The sequence below is a fragment of the Streptomyces sp. NPDC015130 genome, from assembly GCF_043080005.1.
In the GTDB taxonomy this organism is placed as follows: domain Bacteria; phylum Actinomycetota; class Actinomycetes; order Streptomycetales; family Streptomycetaceae; genus Streptomyces.
In genome coordinates, this window is sequence record NZ_JBIBVC010000011.1 from 107511 (window position 1) to 132312 (window position 24802).

The window sequence follows — 24802 nt, forward strand, 5'->3', positions numbered from 1 at the left end:
CTGTGCCAGTGATTGCTGGCGTGATCTGTCGGCGCGCGGGAGGCGGCATGGCGAAGCACGAGCACGTACGGGTGGCGGTGATCGGATCGGGATTCGGCGGCCTCGGCGCCGCCGTCCGGCTGCGCCGCGAGGGCATCACCGACTTCGTCGTCCTGGAGCGGGCCGACTCCGTGGGCGGCACCTGGCGCGACAACAGCTACCCCGGCTGCGCCTGCGACGTGCCCTCGCACCTCTACTCCTTCTCCTTCGCGCCCAATCCCGACTGGCCGCGGACCTTCTCCGGACAGCGCCACATCCGCGCCTATCTGGAGCACGTCACGGACACCTTCGGGATCCGCCCCCACCTGCGCCTGAACCACGAGGTGCTGCGGATGGAGTGGGACGCCCAGGCGCTGCGCTGGGAGATCGAGACCAGCCGGGGCGCCTTCAGCGCCGACGTCGTCGTCTCCGCCACCGGACCGCTCTCCGACCCCAAGATCCCCGACATCCCCGGGCTCGCCGACTTCCCCGGCAAGGTCTTCCACTCGGCCCGCTGGGACCACGACTACGACCTCACCGGCAAGCGCGTCGCCATGATCGGCACCGGCGCCTCCGCCATCCAGATCGTCCCCGCGATCCAGCCCCAGGTCGGCAGGCTGACGCTCTTCCAGCGCACGCCCCCGTGGGTCATGCGCCGCATGGACCGGGCGATCACCGGGCCCGAACGCTGGCTGCACCGCGCCGTGCCGGTCACCGGCACCCTCCGCCGCGGCCTGCTCTGGGGCATCCGCGAACTCCAGGTCGGCGCCTTCACCAAGCACCCGAACGAACTCGGGCTCGTCGAGAAGCTGGCCAAGGCCAACATCGCCAAGTCGATCAAAGACCCGGTGCTGCGGGCCAAGCTGACGCCCTCGTACCGCATCGGCTGCAAGCGCATCCTGCTCTCCAGCACGTACTACCCGGCGGTCGCCCAGCCCAACGTCGACGTCGTCGCCTCCGGCCTGCGCGAGGTCCGCGGCTCGACCGTCGTCGCCGCCGACGGCACCGAGACCGAGGTCGACGCGATCGTCTTCGGCACCGGCTTCCACGTCACCGACATGCCGATCGCCGAGCGGGTCGTCGGCGCCGAGGGGAAGACCCTCGCCGAGACCTGGAAGGGCGGCATGGAGGCGCTGCGCGGCGCCACCGCCGCCGGCTTCCCCAACTTCATGACCGTCATCGGCCCCAACACCGGCCTCGGCAACTCCTCGATGATCCTCATGATCGAGTCCCAGCTGAACTACATGGCCGACTACCTGCGCCAGCTCACCCTGCTCACCTCCTCCGGGCGCGGCGGGCGCGCCGCCCTCGCCGTCCGCCCCTCCGCCGTCGGCGCCTGGAACCGCAAGGTGCAGGCCCGGATGGAACGGACCGTCTGGAAGGCGGGCGGCTGCGAGAGCTGGTACCTCGACGCCAACGGCCGCAACACCACGCTGTGGCCGGGCACGACGGGCGAGTTCCGCAAGGAGACCCGGCAGGTCGACCTCGCCGAGTACGAGGTGGTCCGCGCCGCCGAGCCCGCCCCGGCGGCGAAGGGCCGCACCGGCTCCCGCAAGAAGGAGGCCGCCCAGTGAGCCCCCGCCTCAGCCCGCTGCCCATGCCCCGCGAGCTCACCGCCCGCTCCGCCGACGGCTCCCCGATCCACGTCGAGGTGTACGGCCCCGAGGGCGCGCCCGCCGTCGTCCTCGCCCACGGCTGGACCTGCTCGACCGCCTTCTGGGCCGAGCAGATACGGGCCCTCGCCGCCGACCACCGGGTCGTCGCCTACGACCAGCGCGGCCACGGCCGGTCCCCCGTGCCCGGCCCGGGCGGCTACTCCACGGCCGCGCTCGCCGACGACCTGGAGGCGGTGCTCGCGGCCACCCTCGGCCCCGGCGAGCGGGCCGTACTCGCCGGCCACTCCATGGGCGGCATGACGCTCATGGCCGCCGCGGAGCGCCCCCGCTTCCGGCAGCACGCCGCCGCCGCGCTCCTCTGCTCCACCGGGCCCTCCCGGCTGACCGCCGAGGCCACCGTCGTACCGCTCCGGCCCGGCGGGCTGCGCAGCCGGCTGACCAAGGCCGTGCTCGGCGCGAAGGCGCCGCTCGGACCGGTCAACGCCGTCTCGAAGAAGGTCCTCAGGTACGCGACGATGGGACCGGGCTCGGCACCCGACCGCGTCGAGGCCTGCGCCCGGATCGTGCACGCCTGCCCGCGCGACGCCCGCTACGGCTGGTCGCAGGTCCTCGCCGGCCTCGACCTGGAAGCCGGGCTGCGGGAGCTGCGGCTGCCGGTGGCCGTGCTCGTCGGCACCGCCGACCGGCTCACCCCGGCCGTCCACTCCCGTGCGATGGCGGACGCGCTGCCGCACTGCACGGGCCTGGTCCAGCTGGCCGGCATGGGCCACATGACGCCGGTGGAGGCCCCCGAGGCCGTCACCGCGCAGATCCGCGAACTGACCCTCACGTACCTGGGCGTGAAGTCCGGGGACCAGGAGAAGCAGAAGGAGCAGGCATGAGCAGGGTGAGCCTGGAAGGACAGGTCGCGGTCGTCACCGGAGGGGCACGGGGCGTCGGCGAACTCCTCGCCCGCAAGCTCTCCGCGCGCGGCGCGAGGATCGCGCTCGTCGGCCTGGAGCCCGAGCAGCTCAAGGAGGTCGCCGGCCGGCTGCACACCGAGGCCGACTGGTGGCACGCCGACGTCACCGACCACGAGGCCATGGCGAAGGTCGCGGCCGAGGTCAAGGAGCGGTTCGGGAAGGTCGACATCGTCGTCGCCAACGCCGGCGTCGCGGCGGGCGGTCCGTTCGCCGAGTCCGACCCCGACGCCTGGCGGCGGGTCATCGAGGTCAACCTCATCGGCGGCGCCGTGACCGGCCGGGCCTTCCTGCCCGTCCTCATGGAGTCGCGCGGGTACTTCCTCCAGATCGCCTCGCTCGCGGCGCTCACCCCGGCCCCGATGATGACGGCGTACTGCGCCTCCAAGTCGGGCGTCGAGGCCTTCGCGCACAGCCTGCGCGCCGAGGTCGCCCACAAGGGCGTACGCGTCGGCGTCGGCTATCTGTCCTGGACCGACACCGACATGGTGCGGGGCGCCGACCAGGACGACGTGATGCGCGAGCTCCGCTCCCGGCTGCCGTGGCCCGCGAACCGCACGTACCCCCTCGGCCCGGCCGTCGACCGGATCGTCGCCGGCGTCGAGCGGCGCTCCTCCCACGTGTACGCGCAGTGGTGGCTGCGCGGGATGCAGTCGGTCCGGGGCTATCTGCCCGGGATGATCGCGACCGTCGGGCAGCGGGAGATGCGGCGCTTCGAGCCCCGCCTCTCCTCCGTCCCGAAGGGGCTCGTGGGCGCGGGCGGCGCGGCCGACGAGCAGGAGCGCGCGGGAGACCCGGGAGCCGCGGCCCGCCGGTGACGGGGAGTGAGAGGGGGCGGACTGATCGAAATGCGTGGGCAGGTGGCCCGTGCAAGGCTGGTCGAGGCCCGAGGGGCCGCGAAGCCCCGTCCCCCTCTCACCCTTCTAGGAGTGAACCTTCATGGGCATGCAAGACCAGTTCAAGGACAAGGCGGAGCAGCTCAAGGAACAGGCCAAGCGGGCCGCGGGCAAGGCGAGGGACGAGGCGTCCGAGCGCGCCTCCCAGGGCCGTGAACGCTCCGACGAGGAGACGCGCCGGGCCCAGCAGGAGGCCCAGGACCGCTTCGACCAGGACTACGACGCCTGACGTCCGGTCCGCGAGGGCGCACCCGGGAAGCCGGGTGCGCCCTCACGCGTTCCCGGGCGGGGCGGGCGGGGCGGGATATTGGGGCGCTCTTTCCCGGGCGAGGGCATACCGTGCCCCTCATGCCTGAACTGCAGCGACTGCGCCCCGACCACGCGCCCGCCCTGCTCGCGTTCGAGCGGGCCAACAGGGCCTACTTCGCCGCCTCCGTGCCCGACCGGGGGGACGCCTACTTCGCGGAGTTCGAGGACCGGCACCGGGCGCTCCTCGACGAGCAGGAGACCGGCGCGATCCACTTCCACGTGCTGGTCGCGGAGGACGGGGAGATCCTCGGCCGCTTCAACCTCGTGGACGCCGTCGACGGGGCCGCCGAACTCGGCTACCGGGTCGCCGAGAAGGCGACCGGGCGGGGCGTGGCGACGGCCGGGGTGCGCGAGCTGTGCCGACTGGCGCGGGAGGCGTACGGGCTGACGCGGCTGACCGCCGCCACGACCCTCGACAACGCGGGGTCGAGGGCCGTGCTCGGGCGGGTCGGGTTCGGTGCGGTCGGGAGCGTGACGCTGGACGGCGAGCCGGGCACCTCCTACGAGCTGGACCTCGCCGCGGCCGTCGCCTAGGGCGTGTTGCGAAAGTCTCGCCTGCCCGACGGCGCCTGGCACGCACGCTCGCCGCGTTGTCGGGATCGCCCCGATACATCCAGTATCGGGGCGACCCTCCGCCTTGCGATCGCACGCACCAGACGCCGTCGGGCCCGCCCTTCGGGCGGTCGGCGCTACTTTCGCAACACGCCCTAGCCCGCTGAGCGGCGTCCTCCGGAGGTCACGCGGGCCTCGGCGGCAGTTTCGGGCGGGAGCGGTCGGGGACCGCCTCGTAGCCCGGGGGGCTGGCCGGCGGGGTCTCGTCGAGGAGCGCGAGGGCGACGTGGACGGCGTCGTCGAGCTGGGCGTGCCGGCCCTCGGCCCAGTCGAGGGGGGTGCGCAGGACCGCGAGGTCGGGTTCGACGCCGTGGTTCTCCAGGGACCAGCCGTACTCGGGGAACCAGGCCGCGTTCATCGGGACCGTGATCTGCGTGCCGTCGCCGAGCCGGTGGCGGCCGGTCATGCCGACGACCCCGCCCCAGGTGCGCTGGCCGACGACGGGCCCGAGGCCGAGGAGCTTGAAGGCGGCGGTGATCATGTCGCCGTCGGAGGAGGTGGCCTCGTCGGCGAGGGCGACGACGGGGCCGCGCGGGGCGTTGGAGGCGTAACTGACGGGCTGGGCGTTCCGGGTGAGGTCCCAGCCGAGGATCTTGCGGGTGAGCTTCTCTATGACGAGCTCGCTGATGTTGCCGCCGGCGTTGCCCCGGACGTCGACGATGAGCGCGGGCCGGGAGACCTCCATGCGCAGGTCGCGGTTGAACTGCGCCCAGCCGGAGCCGCCCATGTCGGGGATGTGGAGGTAGCCGCAGCGGCCGCCGCTGAGCTCCCGGACCACGGCCCGGCGTTTGGCGACCCAGTCCTGGTAGCGGAGCGGCCGTTCGTCGACGAGCGGGACGACGGCGACGCGGCGGGAGCGGCCCTCGCCCTCGGCGGGGGTGAAGGTCAGCTCGACGGTGGTGCCGCCGGTGCCGGAGAACAGCGGGTACGGGCCGGCGACCGGGTCGACGGGCCGGCCGTCGACGTGGGTGAGGACGGCGCCCTCGCGGATGCCGGTGCCGGCGAGCGGGGAGCGGGCCTTGGAGTCGGAGGACTCGCCGGGCAGGATGCGCCGGACCGTCCAGCCGGCCTCCCGGGGCACGAGGTTGGCGCCGAGCAGGCCCATGGGGCGCTGGTAGTGCGGCGGGCCCTCGTTGCGGCGGGCGGGGGTGACGTAGGCGTGGGAGGTGCCGAGTTCGCCGACGACCTCGCGGAGCAGGTCGGCGAACTCGTCGGGGGAGGAGACCCGTTCGACGAGCGGCCGGTACTGGTCGAGGACGGCCGGCCAGTCGACGCCGCCCATGCCGGGCTCCCAGAAGTAGGCGCGGACGATCCGGCCCGCCTCGTCGAAGGCCTGGCGCCACTCGGCGCCCGGGTCGACCTCGTGGAGGATGCGCCGCAGGTCCAGGTAGACGGTGGAGTCCCCGTCCCCGGACTCGGTGGCGGGCACGGCCCGCAGCTCGCCCTCGTCGGCGACGACGAGCCGGGTGCCGTCGCCGCTGACCGCGAACCAGTCGAGGTCCTTGGCGAGTTCGGTCTTGCGGGCCTTGGTGATGGTGAAGTGCTCCAGGGTGGGGCGGCCCGAGGTGTCGGCGGGGTTGGCGAAGGTCTCGCCGAGCGCGCCGGAGATGGGCCAGCGCAGCCAGACCAGGCCGCCGCCGCTGACGGGGTGCAGGGCGGAGTACTTGGAGGCGGTGACCGGGAACGGGGTGACGCGGTCGGGGAGCCCCTCGATCTCGACGGTGACCGTGCCGTCGCCGGTGTCGGTGTCGTCGTCGGCGGGGTCGAGGCCGCCGGCCGCCGGGCGCCCGTCGGGCAGCAGCGCGAAGGGGGAGGGCGTCGCGGAGGAGAGCGGTACGAGGTAGGGGCGGCAGCCCAGCGGGAACGACAGGTCGCCGGTGTGGACGTCGTACACCGGGTCGAAGCCCCGCCAGGAGAGGAAGGCGAGGTAGCGGCCGTCCCGGGTGAAGACGGGGTTCTCGTCCTCGAAGCGGCCGTTGGTGACGTCGACGACGGTCCGGGCGCCGGGTCCGGAGATGCGGGCCATCTTGATGGAGCGCAGGGAGCGGCCGATGCCGGGGTGGGACCAGGTGAGCCAGGCGCCGTCGGGGGAGAAGGCGAGGTCGCGGACGGGCCCGTTGACGGACCGGATCAGCTCGGTGACCTCGCCCGCCGCTGCGGCCTTGGGGTCCTCGCCCGGCGCTCCGGCCGGGGAGCCCTCGCCGGAGTCCTCGGCCTCGGAGCCTTCGGCCGCGGAGGGTTCCTGGGCGCCTGCTCCGGCGCCCTCCCCGAGGTCCTCGGCGCCCGCGGCGGCCGCTTCCTCGGACACGGTGAGGAGGAGGAGCCGTCCGTCGTGGGAGGCGATGGCGAGGCGTTCGCCGTCCGGGTCGGAGATGAGCTCCTCGACCCGGCCGAGCCGGCCCGAGGCGAGCCGGCGGGGCGGCCGGTCGCCGCTGGCGCGCGGCAGGTAGGCGATCTCGATCGCGTCCTCGCCCTCGGCGTCGGTGACGTACGCGACCTGGCCGCCGCTGCCGAGCATCTCGGGGAGCCGGACGCGGACGCCCGGGGTGTCGATGATCGTGCGGGCCGGACCGTCGCGGTGCGTGAGCCAGTACAGGCTGCCGCGGACGGAGACGGCGCTGGCCCGGCCGGTCTCGTCGACGGAGACCGCGTCGACGTGGTGGGCGGCGGGTACCTGGTAGTGGCGGCGGCCGACGCGCTGCCCGCCGAGCCGGACCTCCAGCTTCCGGGGGCGTGAGTCGGCCGTGAGGTCCTCGACGATCCACAGCTCGCCCGCGCACTGGTAGACGACCCGGTGGCCGTCGGTGGAGGCGTGCCGGGCGTAGAAGGCGTCGTGGTCGGTGTGGCGGCGCAGGCCGGTGCCGTCGGGCAGGCAGGAGTAGAGGTTGCCGATGCCCTCGTGGTCGGAGAGGAAGGCGATCCGGCCGTCGACGGCCATCGCGCAGTCCAGGTGGCCGCCGATGTCGGGCAGCAGCCGTTCGCCGTGCAGCCAGAGGCGTCCGGTGGCGCCGCCGAGGTACCGCTTCCAGGAGGCCGGCTCGTGCGGCGGCTTCCCGGTGAGGAGAAGGGTCCGGCGGTCGCCGCCGCTGCCGGTGGCGTCGGGGTGGCCGCAGACGACGGGGTCGTCGGTGACGGCGATGTCGGAGACCGGGCCCCAGGGCATGCGGAGGCCGGGGGAGCCGTCGGTGGGGACGGTGTAGGCCCAGGAGTAGTACGAGAAGGGCTGCCCGTGCGAGGAGACGGCCAGGATGTCGGAGCGGCCGTCCCGGTCGGGGTCGGGGGGCGTCCAGCCGCAGACCCGGGTGTCGGTGGAGCCCCAGTAGGTGAGGCGCCGGGCGGCGCCGCCGTCGACGGGGACGAGGTGGATCTCCGGGTCGAGGCTGCGCCAGTTCGTGTACGCGATGTGGCGGCCGTCCGGCGAGAAGCGCGGGTGGCCGACCCGGGTGCGGTCGACGGTCAGCCGCCAGGCCCGGCCGGCGCGGTGGCCCTCGGGGGCGAGGGGGGCGATCCAGAGATCGTCCTCGGCCGCGAAGCACAGCAGGTCGTCGTGGAGGTGCGGAAACCGGAGATACGCGACGTCGTCACTCACCTGTACATGCTTTCCGCGCGGAGGGGGTGCGGCAACTCGTACGTGTGTGCACGTGCTCGGGACGTCTGTCCGCCGTCCGTGTGGGCCAGGACACGTACGAAACGGTTTCGTTTCGTTGAGGGTGGGGGTATCTTCGTACTGTACGAAACCGTTTCGTTCGCACCGTCGGATCGGAGGAGCCGGTCATGGCTCGCAGCAGACTCACTCCCGAGCGGGAGTCCGAGCTGTACACGGCCGTGCTCGACCTCCTTCGCGAGGTCGGCTACGACGCCCTCACCATGGACGCCGTCGCCGCCCGCACCCACTCCAGCAAGGCCACCCTCTACCGCCAGTGGGGGAGCAAGCCGGAGCTGGTCGCCCGGGCGCTCCGCGCCAACAAGCCCGCCGATCTCTCCGAGATCGACACCGGCTCGCTGCGCGGCGACATCGAGGAGATGCTCGCCCACACCGACGACTGCCAGATGGACAAGGACGCCGCGCTCATGCGGGGCCTCGCCCATGCCGTCCACACCAACCCCGAACTGCACCGCGCGCTGCGCGAGCTGCTCATCGAACCCGAGATGAACGGCCTCGACGAAGTGCTGCAACGAGCGGTCCGCAGGGGCGAGGTCGCCGCCGACAACCCGGCGCTGAAGCTCGTCCCGCACATGCTGATCGGTGCGTTCATCGCCCGCCCGCTGATCGAGGACCGGCCGGTCGACCGCGCCTTCCTCAGCGCGTACTTCGACGCCGTCGTGCTCCCCTCACTCGGCGTCTGATCCTCCCCGCAGTACCGCTGGACCCCTGCTCCACCTGACGTCGAACCGCTCACGCCGTCGGGCCGGCTCCCCATGCCCTGTCCCACCCCACACCGGGAGTACGCCCCCGTGGCCACGTTCCTCTACAAGCTGGGCCGTTCCGCCTTCCGGCGCCGACGGCTCGTCGCCCTCCTCTGGGTGGCGCTCCTGGCGGTCGCCGGTATCGGCGCCGCCACCGCGCCCGCCCCCACGTCCAGTTCCTTCTCGATCCCCGGCACCGAGGCCCAGCGCGCCTTCGACCTGCTCGAAGAGCGCTTCCCGGGCACCGGCGCCGAGGGAGCCACGGCCCGTGTCGTCTTCAAGGCCCCCGACGGCCAGAAGATGACCGACCCGGCCCACAAGGCCGTCGTCGAGGAGACCGTCTCCGCGCTGAAGTCCGGCTCGGACCAGATCGTCTCGGTCACCGACCCGTACGCCGTGCGGGCCGTCTCGCAGGACGGCTCCACCGCCTACGTCTCCGTCTCCTACAAGGTCAGCGGGATGGAGCTGACCGACGAGACCAAGAAGGCCCTCACCGAGGCCGGCCACAGCGCGCAGGGCAAGGGCCTGACCGTCGAGGTCGGCGGCGACGCCCTGCAGAGCATGCCCGAGCAGGGCGCGAGCGAGGCCATCGGCATCGTCATCGCCGGCATCGTGCTCGTCATCACCTTCGGCTCGCTCGTCGCCGCCGGACTCCCGCTGCTCACCGCCCTCGTCGGCGTCGGCATCGGCGTCTCCTCGATCACCGCCCTCGCCAACGTCCTCGACCTGGGCTCCACCACCTCGACCCTCGCGATGATGATCGGCCTCGCGGTCGGCATCGACTACGCCCTCTTCATCGTCTCCCGCTACCGCACGGAGCTCGCCGACGGGCGCGAGAAGGAGGACGCTGCGGGCCGCGCGGTCGGCACGGCGGGCTCGGCGGTCGTCTTCGCCGGACTCACCGTCGTCATCGCCCTGGTCGGCCTGGCCGTCGTCAACATCCCGATGCTGACGAAGATGGGCTTCGCCGCCGCCGGCACGGTCGTCATCGCCGTCCTCGTCGGCCTCACCCTCATCCCCGCGATGCTCGGCTTCGCCGGCGACAGGATCGTCGGCCGCAAGCAGCGCCTGGGCACCGCGAAGGAGAGCGACAAGCCCAACGGCGGTACCCGCTGGGCCCGGTTCGTCATCCGCCGTCCCCTGATGGTGCTGCTCGTCGGCGTCCTCGGCCTCGGCGCGATCGCCGTGCCCGCCGCCTCCCTGGAGATGGGCCTGCCGGACGACGGCGCCAAGCCCACCTCCACCTCCGAGCGCCGGGCGTACGACGCGCTGTCGGACGGCTTCGGCCCCGGCATCAACGGCCCGCTGCTCGTCGTCGTCGACGGCGACAAGGCCACCGCCGAGAAGGCGGTCTCCACGATCAAGGGCCTCGAAGGCTGGGCCGCCGTCACCCCGGCGACCCCGAACAAGGCCGGCGACGCCGCGATGATCACGGTGATCCCGAAGGACCGCCCGTCCTCGGGTGCCACCGAGGAGCTGGTCCACGACATCCGGGACGCCACCGGCGACGACGTCCTCGTCACCGGCGCCACCGCGATGAACATCGACTTCTCGCAGAAGATGAACGACGCGCTCGTGCCCTACCTGGCACTGGTCGTCGGCCTCGCCTTCCTGCTCCTGACGGTGGTCTTCCGGTCGATCCTGGTGCCGCTCAAGGCGGCCCTCGGCTTCCTGCTGTCGGTCGTCGCGGCCCTCGGCGCGGTCGTCGCGGTCTTCCAGTGGGGCTGGCTCGGCGGCCTCTTCGGGGTCGAGCAGACCGGCCCGATCATGTCGATGATGCCGATCTTCATGGTGGGTGTCGTCTTCGGTCTCGCGATGGACTACGAGGTCTTCCTCGTGACCCGGATGCGGGAGGCGTACGTCCACGGCGAGCGGCCCGGCGAGGCCATCGTGTCCGGCTTCCGGCACAGCGCCCGGGTGGTCGTCGCCGCGGCGGTCATCATGATCGCGGTCTTCGCCGGCTTCATCGGCATGGACGACCAGATGGTCAAGATGATCGGCTTCGGTCTCGCCGTCGCCGTCCTCTTCGACGCCTTTGTGGTCCGCATGGCGATCGTCCCGGCCGTGCTCGCGCTCCTCGGCCACAAGGCCTGGTGGCTGCCGAAGTGGCTGGACCGGGCCCTGCCGACCGTGGACGTGGAGGGCGAGGGCCTCGCCGACGCGGTCGAGGCGGACCCGCAGCCCGGACCGGACCTCGTGAAGGTCTGACAGCCGGCGCCACCCCCGTACGCCGTCAGTGTGTCGTCATCGACGTACTGGCGGCGTACGTGTGCCGGAGGAAGCGGAGCAGGGCGGCGGTGTCGAACTGGACGACGTCGACCCCGTCGTCCTTGTGGAACTCGACGACCGTCTGCACCCGGCCGCAGGGCCACACCCCGACGTCGCCGCGGCGGGCCGGGGTGCGCAGTCCGGTCTCCAGGAGCGTGCGCGGGAAGGACCATTCGACCTCGCCGGGAAAGACGAAGCGGACGGTCGCGGGGGTGAAGTCCGCGTCGAAGCGGAGGGTCACGGGTACGGGCCGGGAGAGCGGGGCGTCGCTGATGATGCGTCCCCTGGCGTGGTCGTCGACCGCGTGAACGTCGGCTGCGTGCTGCTCGTCTACGGCGGCCATCGCGCGCTCCTCACGTTTTGTCCTGCTATCAGCCAATGTGCCACTCCTTCCCCGCGCGCGCTCGGGGCATGCGCCGTCCACGCTGTGATCTGTGACCCATGCGCTCTTGCAAGTGGTTCGCAGGAAGGCTCATCATTCGGGGCGTGCATGTACCTGACGGATTCATCAACGCCCCCGTGTCGGCGGCAGCCGGCGTCGTCGCCGCCGGCGCCGTCGCCGTGAGCCTGCGCGGAGCCCGCCGCGAGCTCGACGAGCGGACGGCGCCGCTCGCCGGACTCGTCGCGGCCTTCATCTTCGCCGTGCAGATGCTGAACTTCCCGGTCGCCACCGGGACCAGCGGACACCTGCTCGGCGGCGCGCTCGCGGCGATACTCGTCGGGCCGTGGACCGGCGTCCTGTGCGTCGCCGTCGTCCTGCTGATGCAGGGCATCCTCTTCGCCGACGGCGGCCTCACCGCCCTCGGCGTGAACATCACCGTCATGGGCGTCGTCACGGTCGTCGTCGCCTACGCGCTCTTCCGCGGCCTCGTCCTCGTGCTGCCGCGCACCCGCCGCTCGGTGACCGTGGCCTCCTTCGTCGCCGCGCTCGTCTCCGTACCGGCCTCGGCCGCCGCCTTCACCCTGCTGTACGCGATCGGCGGCACCACCGACGTACCGATCTCCAAGGTCCTGACCGCCATGGTCGGCGTGCACTTCCTCATCGGCATCGGCGAGGCCGTCATCACCATGCTGACCGTCGGCGCCGTCATCGCGGTCCGCCCCGACCTGGTCTTCGGCGCCCGCGGCCTGACCGCGCCGCTCAAGCTCCGCGTCGACGGCGAGCTGGTCGACGCGGCCGCCCCGGCCACCGCGCCCGCCCCCTCGGGCTCCCCGAAGAAGCTGTGGATCGGCGGTGTCGTCACCGCGCTCGTCCTCGCCGGCTTCGTCTCCTTCTACGCCTCCGCCAGCCCCGACGGCCTGGAGAAGGTCGCCGCCGACAAGGGCATCGACACCAAGGTCGAGGAGCACGCCGCCGCCGGCTCGCCGCTCGCCGACTACGGCGTCAAGGACGTCGAGAACGCCCGCCTCTCCGGCGGCCTGGCCGGCGTCATCGGCGTCGGCGCGACCCTCGCCGTCGGCACGGGCGCCTTCTGGGTCGTCCGCCGCCGCCGTGCGAGCCAGGAAGCCGCGGCGGTCTGACGTGACGAGCTCCGTGACGTGCGTGCGGTCCGGCACGGGACCGGTCTGACATGGGGACCGGGCACGCCCACAAGCTCTACCGGCACGCGCACTCGCCGGTCCACGAGCTGCCCCCGCACACCAAGCTCGCCGCCGTCCTCGGCTTCGTCGTGGTCGTCGTCTCCACACCGCGCGAGGCCGTCTGGGCCTTCGCCGGCTACGCCCTGCTCCTCGCGGTCGTGGCGGCGAAGGCCCGCGTCCCGGCCGGCTTCCTGCTGAAGCGGCTGGTCATCGAGGTGCCGTTCGTCGCGTTCGCGTTCCTCATGCCCTTCGTCGTGCCCGGCGAGCAGACGACCGTCCTCGGGGTGTCGCTGAGCGTCCCCGGCCTGTGGGGCGCCTGGAACGTCCTCGCCAAGGGCACCCTCGGCGTCGCCGCCTCCGTCCTCCTCGCCTCCACCACGGAGCTGCGCGCCCTGCTCCTCGGCCTCCAGCGGCTGAAGCTGCCCCCCATGCTCGTCCAGATCGCCTCGTTCATGATCCGGTACGGCGACGTCATCACCGACGAGATGCGCCGCATGTCCGTCGCCCGCCGCTCGCGCGGCTTCGAGGCGCGGGGCGTCCGCCACTGGGGCGTCCTCGCCAAGTCGGCGGGCGCGCTCTTCATCCGCTCGTACGAGCGCGGCGAACGCGTCCACCTCGCCATGGTCAGCCGCGGCTACACGGGCACGATGCCGGTCCTCGACGAGGTCACCGCGACCCGCGCCCAGTGGACGTACGCCGCCGCGCTCCCCGCCACCGCACTCCTGATCTGCCTCCTCGGATGGACCACCTCATGACCCCTGCCCCGTCTCTTGAGGTGTCCGGCCTCGCCTACGCGTACCCCGACGGCCACCAGGCCCTCTTCGGCGTGGACCTGACCGTCGGACGCGGCGAGCGGGTCGCCCTCCTCGGCCCCAACGGCGCCGGCAAGACCACCCTCGTCCTCCACCTCAACGGCATCCTCACCGGCGGCGCGGGCACGGTCACCGTCGCCGGGCTCCCGGTCGGGAAGAAGCACCTCGCCGAGATCCGGCGCAAGGTCGGCATCGTCTTCCAGGACCCCGACGACCAGCTCTTCATGCCCACCGTCCGCGAGGACGTGGCCTTCGGGCCGGCGGCGGCGGGCCTGCGCGGCGCCGAACTGGACGCCGTCGTGCGCAAGGCCCTCGACCGGGTCGGGATGGCCGAGTACGCGGACCGGCCGCCGCACCACCTCTCCTTCGGACAGCGCCGCCGGGTCGCCGTGGCCACCGTCCTCGCCATGGAGCCGGAGATCCTCGTCCTCGACGAGCCGTCCTCGAACCTGGACCCGGCCTCGCGCCGAGAGCTCGCCGACATCCTCCGCTCCCTGGACGTCACCGTCCTCATGGTCACCCACGACCTGCCGTACGCCCTGGAGCTCTGCCCGCGCGCGGTCATCCTCAGCGAGGGCGTCATCGCCGCCGACGGGGGGACCGGCGAGATCCTCGCGGACACCGGGCTGATGGCCCGGCACCGGCTGGAGCTGCCGTTCGGCTTCGTCCCGAGCTCGGTGACCTGACCCCGGAATCCACCCCTTCCGGCAGGCGTTGCACCATGGGAGCCGGTCGTACGAAAGGGAGAGTGGGTCGGGTGGACGTCCAGGGCACGGTGGCGGCGGGCTGGGAGCCGGTCAGGGACGCGTTCCTGCGCAATTTCGAGCAGCGCGGCGAGCGCGGGGCGGCCGTCGCCGTCCACCGCGACGGCGTGCCGGTCGTCGACCTGTGGGCCGGTGACCGCGACGTGGACGGTACGGCGCCGTGGACGGAGTCGACCGCCCAGGTGGTCCGCTCGGCGACGAAGGGCGTCGCCGCCGCCGTCCCCCTGCTCCTGCACCAGCGCGGCCTGCTCGACCTGGACGCCCCCGTCGCCACGTACTGGCCCGAGTTCAAGGCGGCCGGCAAGGACCGCGTGACCGTACGGCAGCTCCTCGCGCACCGGGCCGGGGTCCCCGTCCTGGACCGCCCGCTCACCCTCGCCGAGGCCGTCGACCTCCCGACGGCGACCGCCGCGACAGCCGCCCAGGCCCCCGCCTGGGAGCCCGGCACCGCCCACGGCTACCACGCCCACACCTTCAGCTGGCTGCTCTCCGGCCTCGTCCACCGGGTCACCGGCCGCACCATCGGCCGCTGGGTCGCCGAGGAGATCTCCGGCCCCCTCGGCCTCGACCTGTGGATCGGGCTGCCGGACGCCGAGGCCCACCGGGTCGGCCGCCTCGGCCCCGTCGAGGAGATCGACCCGCCCGGCGGCGGCGCACTCAAGCTCCGCCCCAAGCGCTCCGTCAGCGAGGCCTACCAGGACCCGGACTCCCTCACCCGGCGCGCCTTCGGGGTCATCGAGCCCCGGCCCGACGAGAACGACCCCGTCTACCGGGCCGCCGAACTGCCCGGCTCGGCGGGAGTCGCCACCGCCCGCGCGCTCGCCCGCTTCTACGCGGCCACCCTCGGCCCCGTGGACGGCGCCGAGCGCCTCTTCGCCCCGGCGACGCTCACCCTGGCCCGTACGGAGGAGTCGGCGGGTCAGGACCGGGTTCTGCTCGTCGGCACCCGCTTCGGGCTCGGCCACATGCTGCACGGACCGGCCTCCCCGCTCCTCGGCCCGTCGTCTTTCGGCCATCCCGGCCGCGGCGGCTCCCTCGGCTTCGCCGATCCCGAGTCGGGGATCGCCTTCGGCTACGTCACCAACGGCATGCGGAAGACGGTCACGGCCGACCCGCGCGCCCAGGCACTGGTCCGGGCGGTGCGCTCGGTCGTGGACGCGTCCTGACTGATCGGAGCCCCGCCCCGACCGGGGGCCGCGGCCGGCCAGGACCCGGGCCGGCCCGGCCGGAGCCCGTCCCGACCGGAACCGGCCGAGGCCTGAAACGGCCGTAACTGACCTGACATTCTGCGCCGTTGACCTGCGGATGTGGGGGTTCTCGGCCAGTACCGTGGTCGAGCCGGCCCACTGACCGATGGGCGGGCACGGGGGTGCAGGGGTGAGCGGGATTCCGTCGCGACCGTCGCGACCAGCGAGAGCCTTAGGGACGGCACGAGCACCGAGAACGGCGCGCCACGCGAGCCGGCCGGCGGTGCCGACCGACCGCGTGGCGCTGCGGATCGCGAGCAGCCGGCTCTGGGAGATCTACGGCAGCATCGCGCTGCTCGCGGCGCACCGGGGCCTCGTGCCCTGGCCGTACGCCAACTGGGCCAAGGCCGCCCGCCGTTCGCTGAGCCGCTCCGACGTGACCATCCCGGGCTGGCTCGTCCACCTCTTCCGGACCGGCGGCGGGACCCTTCCGCCGTTCCTCCTCGCCGTCCCGGCCGGGGACGGACCGGACCTGGGCGAGGAGCTCGCGCCGCTGGCGGCGGTCTGCCCGTCCCGGGTCCGCGCGGAGCTCGAACAGCGCTTCCCGCAGGGCGTGCCCGCCGAGGTCCGCCCGCTGTACGCGGACCCCGCGGCGCGCGTCGCCGAGCTCCGCGCCTTCCTGCCGAGGTACTGGCAGGCCGCGCTCGCCCCGTACGCGGCGAGCCTGCGGGCGGCGACGGAGGAGGACGTCCTGCGCCGCGCCCGCACGCTCGCCACCCGGGGCCCGGAGGCGGTCCTGGAGGCGGTGGTCGGGGTCGCGGTGCCCGGCGGGGTGGCGGTTCCCGGCGCGATGGCCGTGTCGGGCGCCTCCCGGATCGTCCTCGTCCCGCTGCTGTTCGGCCGGGGGACGCCGTTCTTCACCTCGGCGCCGGACGGCTCGGAGGCCGCGCTGTCCTGTCCGGTCGAAGGGTCCGCCGTCCTCGTCGGGGAGGCGCCGCCCGAGCGGCGGGCCGACGCGCCCGTGCGCGGCGACCGGCTGGAGGTCCTCATCGGCCGCAGCCGGGCCGGCGTCCTGCGGGCCCTCGTGGCGCCCACGACCACCTCGGACCTCGCGACCTCCCTCGGCCTCGCCCCGAGCACCGTCTCCCAGCACCTCACGACGCTGGTGGCCGCGGGAGTGGTCCGGCGGCGCAGGGCGGGCGTGCGGGTGCTCTACGAACTGGACCGCCCGGGCGCGGTGCTGCTGAGGCACCTGGACCACGCGCGCGGGGCACCGGCGGTCCGGTGACCGGACAGTAGGGTCAACTCGCCGTACATGTACACAGGTTGTGACAGGAGAGAACGCATGTCCCAGGAAACGTACGAGAAGCTGGTCGCCCTGCTCGACGAGCGCGGCGCCGCCTACCGGGTCATCGAGCACGCCCCCGAGGGCGCCACCGAGGCGGTCAGCGCGCTGCGGGGGCACGAACTCGCCCAGGCGGCCAAGTGCATCATCGCGATGGTGAAGATCGGCAAGAAGGAGAAGCGGTTCGCGCTGGTCGTCGTCCCCGGTGACCGGCGGATCGACCTGGCCGCGGTGAAGGCGCTGTACGGCGGCACGTACGTCTCCTTCGCGTCCCCGGAGATCGCCGAGGAGCTCGCGGGCTCGGAGAGCGGCACGATCCTGCCGTTCTCCTTCGACGAGCGCCTGGAGCTGTTCGTCGACCCGGACCTCCTGACGCACCCGGAGTTCTACTTCAACGCCGCCCGCCTCGACCGCTCGATCGCCCTCTCCAGTGCGGACTACCGGTCGATCGCGGAGCCGCGCGTGGAGCGCGTCTCGACGGACTGACCCGCGGCGGGCGGGGCCGGAGGCCGGTCAGGCCATGGCGGGTGTCAGCGCGAGCAGCATCCCCAGGCCGACCAGGACGGCCCCGATGACCTTGTTGAGCACGGTCTGCCGCTGCAGCAGCCGGGACCGCAGGGCCTGGTTGGAGAAGAGGACCGCGGCGAGGGCGAACCAGACGAGGTGGGCGAAGGACATGAAGAGTCCGTAGCCGATCTGCTGGAAGACGGGGGTGTCCGCGCTGACGACCTGGGTGTACGTGCTGAGCACGAACAGCATCGTCTTCGGGTTGAGCGCGTTCGTCAGAAAGCCGGTGCGCAGCGCGCCGGCCTTCGAAAGGCCGCCGTCCTCAGAAAGGTCGATGTCCACCTGGGCCTTGGTGACGAACGTCTTGTATCCGATGTACACCAGATATGCGGCGCCGATGAGTTTCATCGCCGTGAAGAGCATCGGGGTGCGGGACACCAGAAGTCCCACACCCAGCATGGTGTAGGTGACGTGGACGAGAACACCGAGTGCAATTCCGGCGGCCGCGAGAACTCCGGCGGTCCTCCCGTACAGATAACTGTTGCGGACGGTCATCGCGAAATCCGCGCCGGGGCTGATGACAGCCAGAATGGTGATGACCGCCACGGCGATGAGCTGACCCATGTTCCCGACTTCCCGCCTTCTCGCTCACGTTCTCACTCAAGAGGTGGGCGGGCGGGAGGGCCGGGGCCCCTGTGGAGCCCGTCCCCTCCCACCCGCTCCTGACATCAGGGCTTGTGACGGTAGGTCACGACCAGCACGTCGCGCGAGGCGGGGGCGGAGGCGTCGATCCGCTCGATCGGCGAGACGCCGTGGTAGACCCGCTCGTCGTTGACGAGGGCCAGGTCGAGGGGGTCGGTGAGGGAGAACTTCTCCACCGGGTTCTTGTCCAGGTTGAAGACGGTGCTCTCGCCGCCGGTGGCGTTGGAGCGGCCGATCATCGCCATCAGGACGAAGGTGACGCCGTCGCGGTGGACGCCCTCGGGCGTGGGCAGACCGACCTCGTCGCCGTCGATCTCGATGCGGAACTGGTGGGCCTCGATGTGCCAGGCGGAGTACGGGGCGAGCCGGCCGAAGATGTCGCAGCCGAGGGTGACCAGGCCGGTCATCGTGGCGCCGTGCAGCGACGCGTCCTCGAAGGGCTCGTAGTGCCGGGCGACGCCGCCGTTGAGGGTGTTGTAGTCGAGTCCCTGGTAGTGCGGCTGGTGGGCCTCGACGCGGAAGTCGTTGCTCGCCCGGGGCGCGCTGAGCGTGGCGTGCCGGCGGCGGCGGTAGCGGCCACCGTCCGCCATGTAGCCGTCGAGCGGCATCCGGTCCCAGCTCTCGCGGAAGGGCTCCAGGTCGTCGAGCGCGGTCTCGGACCGCTGGAGGAGAAGCTCCTTGACCTTCTCCCCGGAGCGGAGGTCAAAGCTCCGGGAGGAAAGCGACTCGCATATTTCCTCTACTCCGGACGCGTACGACGAAGGCATTGTTCCCCCTGTGTCCAAGTGGTCATCGATGGAACCGATCGTGGTATTTGCGACGGGGGCATGTCAAAGCCTTTCGGTCACGGCCGAATTGTCTCGACTCCCCTCACAACAGGCCCTCCTCGTGCTGTGATCCCCCCATGAACGACATGAACGCAAACACACACACGGAAACGCACACGAGGCGCTTCGAGGAATACGCGGTACTCGTCACGGGCGCGGCGCGCGGCATCGGCGCGGCCACCGCGCGGCGGCTCGCGGCCGAGGGCGCGCGGGTGCTCGTCACGGACATCGACGAGGCCGGGGCCGCGCGGACCGCCGCCGGGCTGCCCGGGGCGGCGGCCCTGCGCTGCGACGTCGGCGACCGGGACTCGGTGGAGGCGGCCGTCGCGTACGCGGTGAAGACCTTCGGCGGCCTCGACGTCCTCGTCAACAACGCCCTCGCCCCCGTCGCCCCCGACCCGGACCTCTTCGAGGACGAGCCGGACGGCGGCTGGGCGGACCAGCTCGACGTGACCCTGATGGGCGCGGTCCGCTGCTCCCGCGCGGCGCTGCCGCACCTCGCGGCGGCGGGCGGACGCGGGGCGATCGTCACGATCGGCTCGGTCAACGCCGAGGCGGGCTTCGGCAGCCACGCCTACAGCGCGGCCAAGGCGGGTCTCGCCTCGCTGACCCGGACGCTGGCGGGCCACGCGGCGCCGCGCGGCGTACGCGTCAACCAGATCGACCCGGGGACGATCGCGACGCCCGCCTGGGCGGGCAGGGAGGCCGAACTCGCCGCCCTGGCCGACCGGGTCTACCCGCTGGGCCGCGTCGGCACGCCGGAGGACGTGGCCGCCGCCGTCGCCTTCCTCGCCTCGCGGGACGCGTCCTGGATCACGGGCACGGTCCTGCGGGTCGACGGCGGCCTGCTCGCGGTGAACACCCACTTCGCGGAGGTCCTGGGGGACTGAGGAGCGGCCCGGCGGAACTTCCCGTCCCGCGGGCGCAACCTCGGGAGGTGCCACACGTCTGGTGGGTTGAAGGCGCCCTTCACGTCCTGTTCCACCTCCACACCGGGAGAACCCATGAACCACACGTCCCGCCGTCGCCGGATCCTGGGCGCCGTCACCGGCGCCGCACTGCTCCTGGGCGGCGCCTTCGCGGCCCAGGCCGTCGCCGGCCCGGCCCCCAAGCCGGCCCCGAGGGTCGCCTCGCCCGAGGAGGCGGCGCCGCAGCCGGCTCCGGCGGTCGAGAGGCCGGTCCCGGCCGCGCCGAAGCCCGACTCGGCGCCGCACCCCGGGGTCTACGAGCCGGGCGCGCCCCGCCCGGCCCCGGCCGCCGTGAAGCCCGCCGCCGACGCGGCCGCCGCGAAGCCCGCCGCCACCCCGGCCCCGGTCCCGGCTGCGGCCTCGGCCGAGAACGCGCCCCGCGTGGTCGCCCCGGGCGCGGGCAAGTAGCGCAGGAACGGGGCGGGCCGGCCCCTGCCCAAAGGGGTCCGGCCCGCCCCGCTCCATCAGCCGCCCTCCACCACACGCCCCCCCGCCACCCGCGACGGATCGAACGGAACCCATGCAGTACGCGATACACGCGCCGCCGCCCTGGTGGTCCCGCCTGCTCGCCCGTGTGTCCGGCACCGAGGGGCTCGCGGCGGCGCGGGAACTCCGCCCGCGCGCACGGACGTCGCGGTACACCGACGAACGGCCGCCGACGCTCACCGACCTGTACACGGCCCGCCGGCTCGACATGGTGCGGCTCGCGCTGTTCCTGGTGGACGACCTGCACACGGCGGAGGACGTCGTCCAGGACGCGTTCGCGGCCGTGTGCCGGGCGTACGGCACCTCGCTGGATGGCCTCCAGGACCCGGGGGCGTACCTGCACACGGCCGTGGTGAACGCGGCCCGCTCGGTCCTGCGCCGCCGCCGCACCGCGCGCGGATACACGCCGCCGCACCAGCCGGCGAGCGCACCGGTCGACGAGGGCCTCCTGCTGGCGGAGGAGCACCGCGCGGTCCTCCACGCGCTGGCACGACTCACCGACCGCCAGCGTGAGGTGCTGGTCCTGCGCTACTGGTCGGAGCTGACCGAGGAACAGATCGCGCGGACGCTCGGCCTCTCGCGCGGCACCGTGAAGTCCACGGCGAGCCGCGCCCTGGACGCCCTGGAGAAGAAGCTGGAGGCGGCCCGATGACCCCGCGGCACACCGAGGACCGTCACTCCGTGACGGAGGACCGCCTCAGGGCCGCCCTGACGGCCCGAGCGGCCCAGGTGACCCACCACGACCTGCGCCGGGAACTGCCGCCGCACGGCCGTGTCCGCGGCCTTCGCGTGTGGTACGGCCGTGTACTCGCCGCCCTGGCCGTCGCGGCGACGGTGGGTGCGGTCTGCCTCCTGGCGCTGCTCCCCGACGGGCCGTCGAACCCCGTGCCGGTGCTGCCTGCCCGGCCCCCGGAGGTCACCGGGCACCCGACCCCCGAAGCACCCCCGATGCCGGAACCGGCCCCGGAGACGCCCCGGGTCGCGAACCCGTCGGGGTGACGGGCTGCGCCCGGGAACCCGGCGCGGGCCCACCGGCCGGTGCCCCTCTCCGGCAAGTGGCGTGTCTGCGAGTGCCCCGGATCGGGAAAGCTGGGGTGGGCGGAGCTTGCCGTGGAGGGGGAGTCGGATGCGTCGTGAGGGAATCGCGGCCGGTCGGGTCGCGGGGCCGTACCACCGTGGGGCGCGGCGGGCGAAGCTCTGGGCGTTACGGGCCGACCGCTCCGGGAGCGGACTGATCACCGAGGCCGAGTGCACCACCTGCCACGACGGTTCGGGCGCGGCGGACGACGGGCGCGGGCCCGCCGTGTGGTGCCTGGCCCACGCCGAGGAGACCGGCCACACCGGCTTCCGCCGCGTCCGGACCGACTTCTTCCGCGCCTCCCGCGAAGGCGCCTGAGCCGACGGCCCCCGGCCCGGTGCGTCAGCCCGCCTGGAGCATCAGGCCGATGCCGATCACCATCAGGCCCGCCGCGGCGACCCTCGGGCCGCCGAAGCGTTCCTTGAAGAAGACCGCGCCGATCGCCGCGCCCACGATGATCGAGGACTCGCGGAGCGCGGCGATCGGGGCCAGGTGCGCCTTCGTCTGGGCCCACAGGACGAGGGCGTACGCCGCGACCGAGAGCGCCGCGCCGAGGAGGCCCCGGACCGCGTACGGGCGGAGCTGGGGGAGGAGGGCCGACCGGCGCCGCCACAGGGCGTACGCGGGGATCACGAGGCCCTGGAGGAGCATCAGCCACGCGATGTAGCCGAGCGGGGTGCCGGAGGCGCGGACGCCGACGCCGTCGACGACCGTGTACAGCGCGATCGACAGGCCCGTCGCGCCCGCGGCGGCCAGCGCCGGCCACTGCGGGCGGGTGCCCTTCCCCCGGATGCCCCACAGGGCCAGCCCCGTCAGCCCCGCGCAGGCCACGGCCACCCCGAGCAACTGCCAGCCGCCCGGCACCTCGTGGAGGAACACCGCCGCGAGGACGGTCACCACCAGCGGGGCCGTACCGCGGGCGATCGGGTACATCTGCCCGAAGTCGCCCAGCGTGAACGAGCGCATGAGCAGGGCGTAGTAGCCGATGTGGAGGACCGCCGAGACGATCAGGTACGGCCAGGCGCCGGCCGCCGGGAACGGCACGAAGACGGCCGTGACCAGGCCGAGCAGCGCCCCGCCGCCGGATATCAGCGTGAAGGAGAGCAGCTGCTCCTTGATGTGGTGGGCGATCGCGTTCCAGCTCGCGTGCGTGACGGCCGCCACGAGGACCGCGAGGGTGACGAGAGGCGTCACGCCGAGGACTCGCGCACGTCCACGAGGGTGGCGCCGGCCTGGGCGACCAGGGTCTTCGGATCGACGGCGAAGACCGTGTGCGGGGTGCCCGCCGCCGCCCACACCACCGCGTGGTCGAGGACGCCCCGGTCCGCGAGGACCCGGGTCCGGGTGCGGTGCCCGAAGGGCGGAACGCCCCCGATCGCGTACCCCGTCGTCTCCCGGACCACCTTCGCGTCGGCCCGCGTCACCTTCTCGGCGCCCAGCTCCTCCCGTACCCGCTCGACGTCCACCCGCGAGGCGCCGTCCATCAGGACGAGGACGGGCACCCCGTCGGCGGCGAAGATCAGCGACTTCACGATCTCGGCGACCCGGCAGCCGATGGCCTCGGCGGCCTGCTGCGCGGTGCGGGTCTCGTCCGGGAAGCGGCGGACCTCGACGTCGAGGCCCAACTCCTGCAGAGCGGCGGCGAACTGAGGGTGTACGTCAGTGGTCATGAACCGCACGCTAGCGGTGGTTGTACGGGCCATGCGACCGAGTTCCGGGCGCCGGCGGTCAGCCGGCCTTCAGGACCCGCGCGACCACCGGCCCGGCCGCCTCACTGCCGTGGCCGCCGCCCTCGACGACCGCCGCCGCCGCGAGGTCGCCCGAGTAGCCCGTGAACCAGCTGTTGGAGGTGGACTGGCCGTCGACCTCGGCGGAGCCGGTCTTCGCGCCCTTGGGGGAGGGGAGCCCCGACATCGCGGCGAGCGCGGTGCCGTCCGAAGCCGTCGCCGTCTCGTTCATCATCTTCCGCAGCGCGGAGGCGACTCCGCGCGAGAGCGGCTCGGCCGTGGCGAACTCACGGTCGTCGAGCTCCCGGGCCACCAGGTACGGCTGGCGGAAGCCGCCGTTCTTCACGGTCGCGGAGAGCGAGGCGACGTTCAGGGCGCTCATCTGGATCCTGCCCTGGCCGATGTACGAGGCCGAGGTCTCGTTCCCCGCGGACTCGGGGACGCTGCCGTCCGCCGCCCTGACGCCCACCTGCCAGCTCTGGCCGATGCCGAAGGAGTCGCGGGCGGTGTCGCCGAGGGCCGTGTCCGCGATGTTCTTGTCGCTGAGGACGGTGATCGCCTTGATGAAGGCGGTGTTGCAGGAGCGGCGGAAGGCCGCGGCGAGGGTGGCGTTCGGGATGCTGAACCGGTCGAGGTTCTCGAAGGTCTGGCCTCTGGACAGCACGTCGGCGGGACACTCGACCTTGCTGCCCGGCCCGGCCACCACACCGTTCTGCAGCATCATCGCCGCCGTGACGATCTTCATCGTCGAGCCGGGCGCCTGCTGCCCCTCAAGGGCCGTGTTGAACTCGGTGGCCGGGTTGTTGGCCACCGCCCGAATCGCGCCCGTGGACGGCTCGACCGCCGCCACCGAGGCCTTGCCGTACGCCTTGACCGCCTTCTCGGCCGCCGCCTGCACGCCCGCGTCGATCGTGGTCTTCAGCACTCCCTCCTTGCCCTTCGACAGGACGAGGAGGGGGATGTCGGTCCCGGACGCGCTGCCCGAGTCGATCCACGTCTCGACGCCGGACGAGCCGCCGGCCTTCGCCCCGTACCGCTTGCGCAGTTCGGCCAGGACCGGCGCGAGCGAGGGGTACTTCTCCGCCGTCAGCACGACGCCGTTGCGGTCGACGGCCTTCACCGACGCGGCCTTCGCGACGCCCGTACGCACCGTGGCGTCGGCGGTGAGCAGCTTCGGGTGGAGCACGGACGGCGCCCACTTCACCAGCGGCCGCCCCGTGGCCTGCCCCCGGACGACGGTCAGTTCGGAGGCGTACGACCAGGGCTTCGACACGTCCTTGTACGTGATCGTGGCCTTCACCGTGAACGGCACCTTCGCCCCGACCGGCGTCCCCGGGGTGATGGTCGCCTCCGAGACGCTCGCGCCGTCACGGTAGGCCGCCACGGCCGGCCCCGCCGAGACCGGGTCGTTCGTCAGCTGCCCGGCCTTCTCCGGCTCCCCGGCGGCCCAGGCCGCGAGGAAGTCCCGCGCGGTGGCCGTCACCTCGTCGGGGGTGACGGGCCCGGTCCGCGGCGCGTCACCGGCGCGGACCTCCGGGGTCGTGTTGCCGCCCGTGATCCCGTTGTAGAGGTTGAGCCCCCCGTACCCGACCCCGCCCGCCACCACGAGGAACACGCCCCCGACTATCGCGGTCTTCGCTCCACTGCGCATGACTGAAGTCCCCTCCCCGAAAGGCCGTCCAGTCAATCAGCGTCTCTCCAGGGTGTCGAGCGACTATCGGGCAATCCGTCAC

The 24802-nt window shown here is 73.2% G+C and carries 25 protein-coding genes; 18 read left to right on the plus strand and 7 right to left on the minus strand.

Going from position 1 to position 24802, the window contains the following annotated elements:
- Window positions 1-47 precede the first annotated feature (47 nt).
- From ACF08F_RS23420 to ACF08F_RS23440, 5 genes are all read left to right on the plus strand, one after another.
- Window positions 48-1592: a flavin-containing monooxygenase gene (locus ACF08F_RS23420; RefSeq protein WP_392300479.1), complete on the plus strand. Its 1545-nt coding sequence runs from the start codon at window positions 48-50 to the stop codon at window positions 1590-1592.
- Window positions 1593-1615: 23 nt separating this feature from the next.
- Window positions 1616-2515: an alpha/beta fold hydrolase gene (locus ACF08F_RS23425; RefSeq protein WP_392300620.1), complete on the plus strand. Its 900-nt coding sequence runs from the start codon at window positions 1616-1618 to the stop codon at window positions 2513-2515.
- Complete coding sequence (locus ACF08F_RS23430; protein WP_392300480.1) at window positions 2512-3411, plus strand: SDR family oxidoreductase; 900 nt, start codon at window positions 2512-2514, stop codon at window positions 3409-3411. The genes ACF08F_RS23425 and ACF08F_RS23430 overlap by 4 nt, the downstream gene beginning before the upstream one ends.
- Window positions 3412-3532: 121 nt before the next feature.
- Window positions 3533-3718 (plus strand): hypothetical protein, encoded by a 186-nt coding sequence (locus ACF08F_RS23435; RefSeq protein ID WP_392300481.1) that lies wholly within the window; start codon window positions 3533-3535, stop codon window positions 3716-3718.
- Between the two features lie 119 nt (window positions 3719-3837).
- Complete coding sequence (locus ACF08F_RS23440) at window positions 3838-4332, plus strand: GNAT family N-acetyltransferase (RefSeq protein ID WP_392300482.1); 495 nt, start codon at window positions 3838-3840, stop codon at window positions 4330-4332.
- A 202-nt stretch (window positions 4333-4534) separates the two neighbouring features.
- Here the strand turns inward: ACF08F_RS23440 and ACF08F_RS23445 are convergent, their stop codons facing one another.
- A complete protein-coding gene (locus tag ACF08F_RS23445; protein ID WP_392300483.1) occupies window positions 4535-7999 on the minus strand; it encodes a S41 family peptidase in 3465 nt (1154 codons plus the stop codon).
- A gap of 185 nt (window positions 8000-8184) precedes the next feature.
- Between ACF08F_RS23445 and ACF08F_RS23450 the strand changes: the two genes are divergently transcribed.
- Together ACF08F_RS23450 and ACF08F_RS23455 are read left to right on the plus strand one after the other, a co-directional pair.
- Window positions 8185-8757, plus strand: coding sequence for a TetR/AcrR family transcriptional regulator (locus ACF08F_RS23450; RefSeq protein WP_392300484.1), 573 nt, complete (start codon window positions 8185-8187; stop codon window positions 8755-8757).
- Between the two features lie 108 nt (window positions 8758-8865).
- On the plus strand, window positions 8866-11025 hold the full coding sequence (locus tag ACF08F_RS23455; RefSeq protein WP_392300485.1) for an MMPL family transporter: 2160 nt from the start codon (window positions 8866-8868) through the stop codon (window positions 11023-11025).
- Between the two features lie 25 nt (window positions 11026-11050).
- Here the strand turns inward: ACF08F_RS23455 and ACF08F_RS23460 are convergent, their stop codons facing one another.
- The gene (locus tag ACF08F_RS23460; protein ID WP_392300486.1) at window positions 11051-11428 is read right to left on the minus strand and encodes an SsgA family sporulation/cell division regulator; all 378 of its coding nucleotides are present in this window, start codon (window positions 11426-11428) and stop codon (window positions 11051-11053) included.
- A 143-nt stretch (window positions 11429-11571) separates the two neighbouring features.
- Between ACF08F_RS23460 and ACF08F_RS23465 the strand changes: the two genes are divergently transcribed.
- The 6 genes from ACF08F_RS23465 to ACF08F_RS23490 all read left to right on the plus strand — a co-directional run bounded on the left by ACF08F_RS23465 (window position 11572) and on the right by ACF08F_RS23490 (window position 17260).
- The gene (locus tag ACF08F_RS23465; protein ID WP_392300487.1) at window positions 11572-12606 is read left to right on the plus strand and encodes an energy-coupling factor ABC transporter permease; all 1035 of its coding nucleotides are present in this window, start codon (window positions 11572-11574) and stop codon (window positions 12604-12606) included.
- A gap of 50 nt (window positions 12607-12656) precedes the next feature.
- Complete coding sequence (cbiQ, locus tag ACF08F_RS23470; RefSeq protein ID WP_392300488.1) at window positions 12657-13421, plus strand: cobalt ECF transporter T component CbiQ; 765 nt, start codon at window positions 12657-12659, stop codon at window positions 13419-13421.
- Window positions 13418-14164: an energy-coupling factor ABC transporter ATP-binding protein gene (locus tag ACF08F_RS23475; protein WP_392300489.1), complete on the plus strand. Its 747-nt coding sequence runs from the start codon at window positions 13418-13420 to the stop codon at window positions 14162-14164. Before cbiQ ends, ACF08F_RS23475 begins: the two co-directional genes overlap by 4 nt.
- A 35-nt stretch (window positions 14165-14199) precedes the next feature.
- Window positions 14200-15408, plus strand: a complete 1209-nt coding sequence (locus tag ACF08F_RS23480) for a serine hydrolase domain-containing protein (protein WP_392300490.1) — start codon at window positions 14200-14202, stop codon at window positions 15406-15408.
- Between the two features lie 304 nt (window positions 15409-15712).
- Window positions 15713-16717, plus strand: a complete 1005-nt coding sequence (locus ACF08F_RS23485; protein ID WP_392300491.1) for a helix-turn-helix domain-containing protein — start codon at window positions 15713-15715, stop codon at window positions 16715-16717.
- A 57-nt stretch (window positions 16718-16774) separates the two neighbouring features.
- A complete protein-coding gene (locus ACF08F_RS23490) occupies window positions 16775-17260 on the plus strand; it encodes a YbaK/EbsC family protein (RefSeq protein WP_392300492.1) in 486 nt (161 codons plus the stop codon).
- A 27-nt stretch (window positions 17261-17287) separates the two neighbouring features.
- Here the strand turns inward: ACF08F_RS23490 and ACF08F_RS23495 are convergent, their stop codons facing one another.
- The gene (locus tag ACF08F_RS23495) at window positions 17288-17905 is read right to left on the minus strand and encodes a LysE family translocator (protein ID WP_189507995.1); all 618 of its coding nucleotides are present in this window, start codon (window positions 17903-17905) and stop codon (window positions 17288-17290) included.
- Between the two features lie 104 nt (window positions 17906-18009).
- Entirely contained in the window at window positions 18010-18750 is a 741-nt protein-coding gene (locus tag ACF08F_RS23500; protein WP_392300493.1) for a 2OG-Fe dioxygenase family protein, read from the minus strand.
- Window positions 18751-18896: 146 nt separating this feature from the next.
- On the opposite strand from ACF08F_RS23500, the gene ACF08F_RS23505 reads away from it, so the two are divergent.
- The 5 genes from ACF08F_RS23505 (at window position 18897) to ACF08F_RS23525 (ending at window position 21660) form a co-directional block, all read left to right on the plus strand.
- On the plus strand, window positions 18897-19700 hold the full coding sequence (locus ACF08F_RS23505; RefSeq protein ID WP_392300494.1) for an SDR family NAD(P)-dependent oxidoreductase: 804 nt from the start codon (window positions 18897-18899) through the stop codon (window positions 19698-19700).
- A gap of 114 nt (window positions 19701-19814) precedes the next feature.
- A complete protein-coding gene (locus ACF08F_RS23510; protein WP_392300495.1) occupies window positions 19815-20186 on the plus strand; it encodes a hypothetical protein in 372 nt (123 codons plus the stop codon).
- A 112-nt stretch (window positions 20187-20298) separates the two neighbouring features.
- The gene (locus tag ACF08F_RS23515) at window positions 20299-20916 is read left to right on the plus strand and encodes an RNA polymerase sigma factor (protein ID WP_392300496.1); all 618 of its coding nucleotides are present in this window, start codon (window positions 20299-20301) and stop codon (window positions 20914-20916) included.
- A gap of 29 nt (window positions 20917-20945) precedes the next feature.
- Window positions 20946-21263 (plus strand): hypothetical protein, encoded by a 318-nt coding sequence (locus ACF08F_RS23520; protein ID WP_392300497.1) that lies wholly within the window; start codon window positions 20946-20948, stop codon window positions 21261-21263.
- 127 nt (window positions 21264-21390) lie between these two features.
- Window positions 21391-21660 (plus strand): hypothetical protein, encoded by a 270-nt coding sequence (locus tag ACF08F_RS23525; protein WP_392300498.1) that lies wholly within the window; start codon window positions 21391-21393, stop codon window positions 21658-21660.
- Window positions 21661-21684: 24 nt separating this feature from the next.
- On the opposite strand, the gene ACF08F_RS23530 is transcribed toward ACF08F_RS23525, so the two are convergent.
- The 3 genes from ACF08F_RS23530 to ACF08F_RS23540 are packed head-to-tail and all read right to left on the minus strand — an operon-like array spanning window position 21685 to window position 24720.
- Complete coding sequence (locus tag ACF08F_RS23530) at window positions 21685-22536, minus strand: EamA family transporter (RefSeq protein ID WP_392300499.1); 852 nt, start codon at window positions 22534-22536, stop codon at window positions 21685-21687.
- Window positions 22533-23045 carry a YbaK/EbsC family protein gene (locus ACF08F_RS23535; RefSeq protein WP_392300500.1) on the minus strand — a complete coding sequence of 171 codons (513 nt, stop codon included), beginning with the start codon at window positions 23043-23045 and terminating at the stop codon, window positions 22533-22535. The genes ACF08F_RS23530 and ACF08F_RS23535 overlap by 4 nt, the downstream gene beginning before the upstream one ends.
- 25 nt (window positions 23046-23070) lie before the next feature.
- A complete protein-coding gene (locus ACF08F_RS23540) occupies window positions 23071-24720 on the minus strand; it encodes a penicillin-binding transpeptidase domain-containing protein (protein ID WP_392300501.1) in 1650 nt (549 codons plus the stop codon).
- Between the last annotated feature and the right edge of the window lie 82 nt (window positions 24721-24802).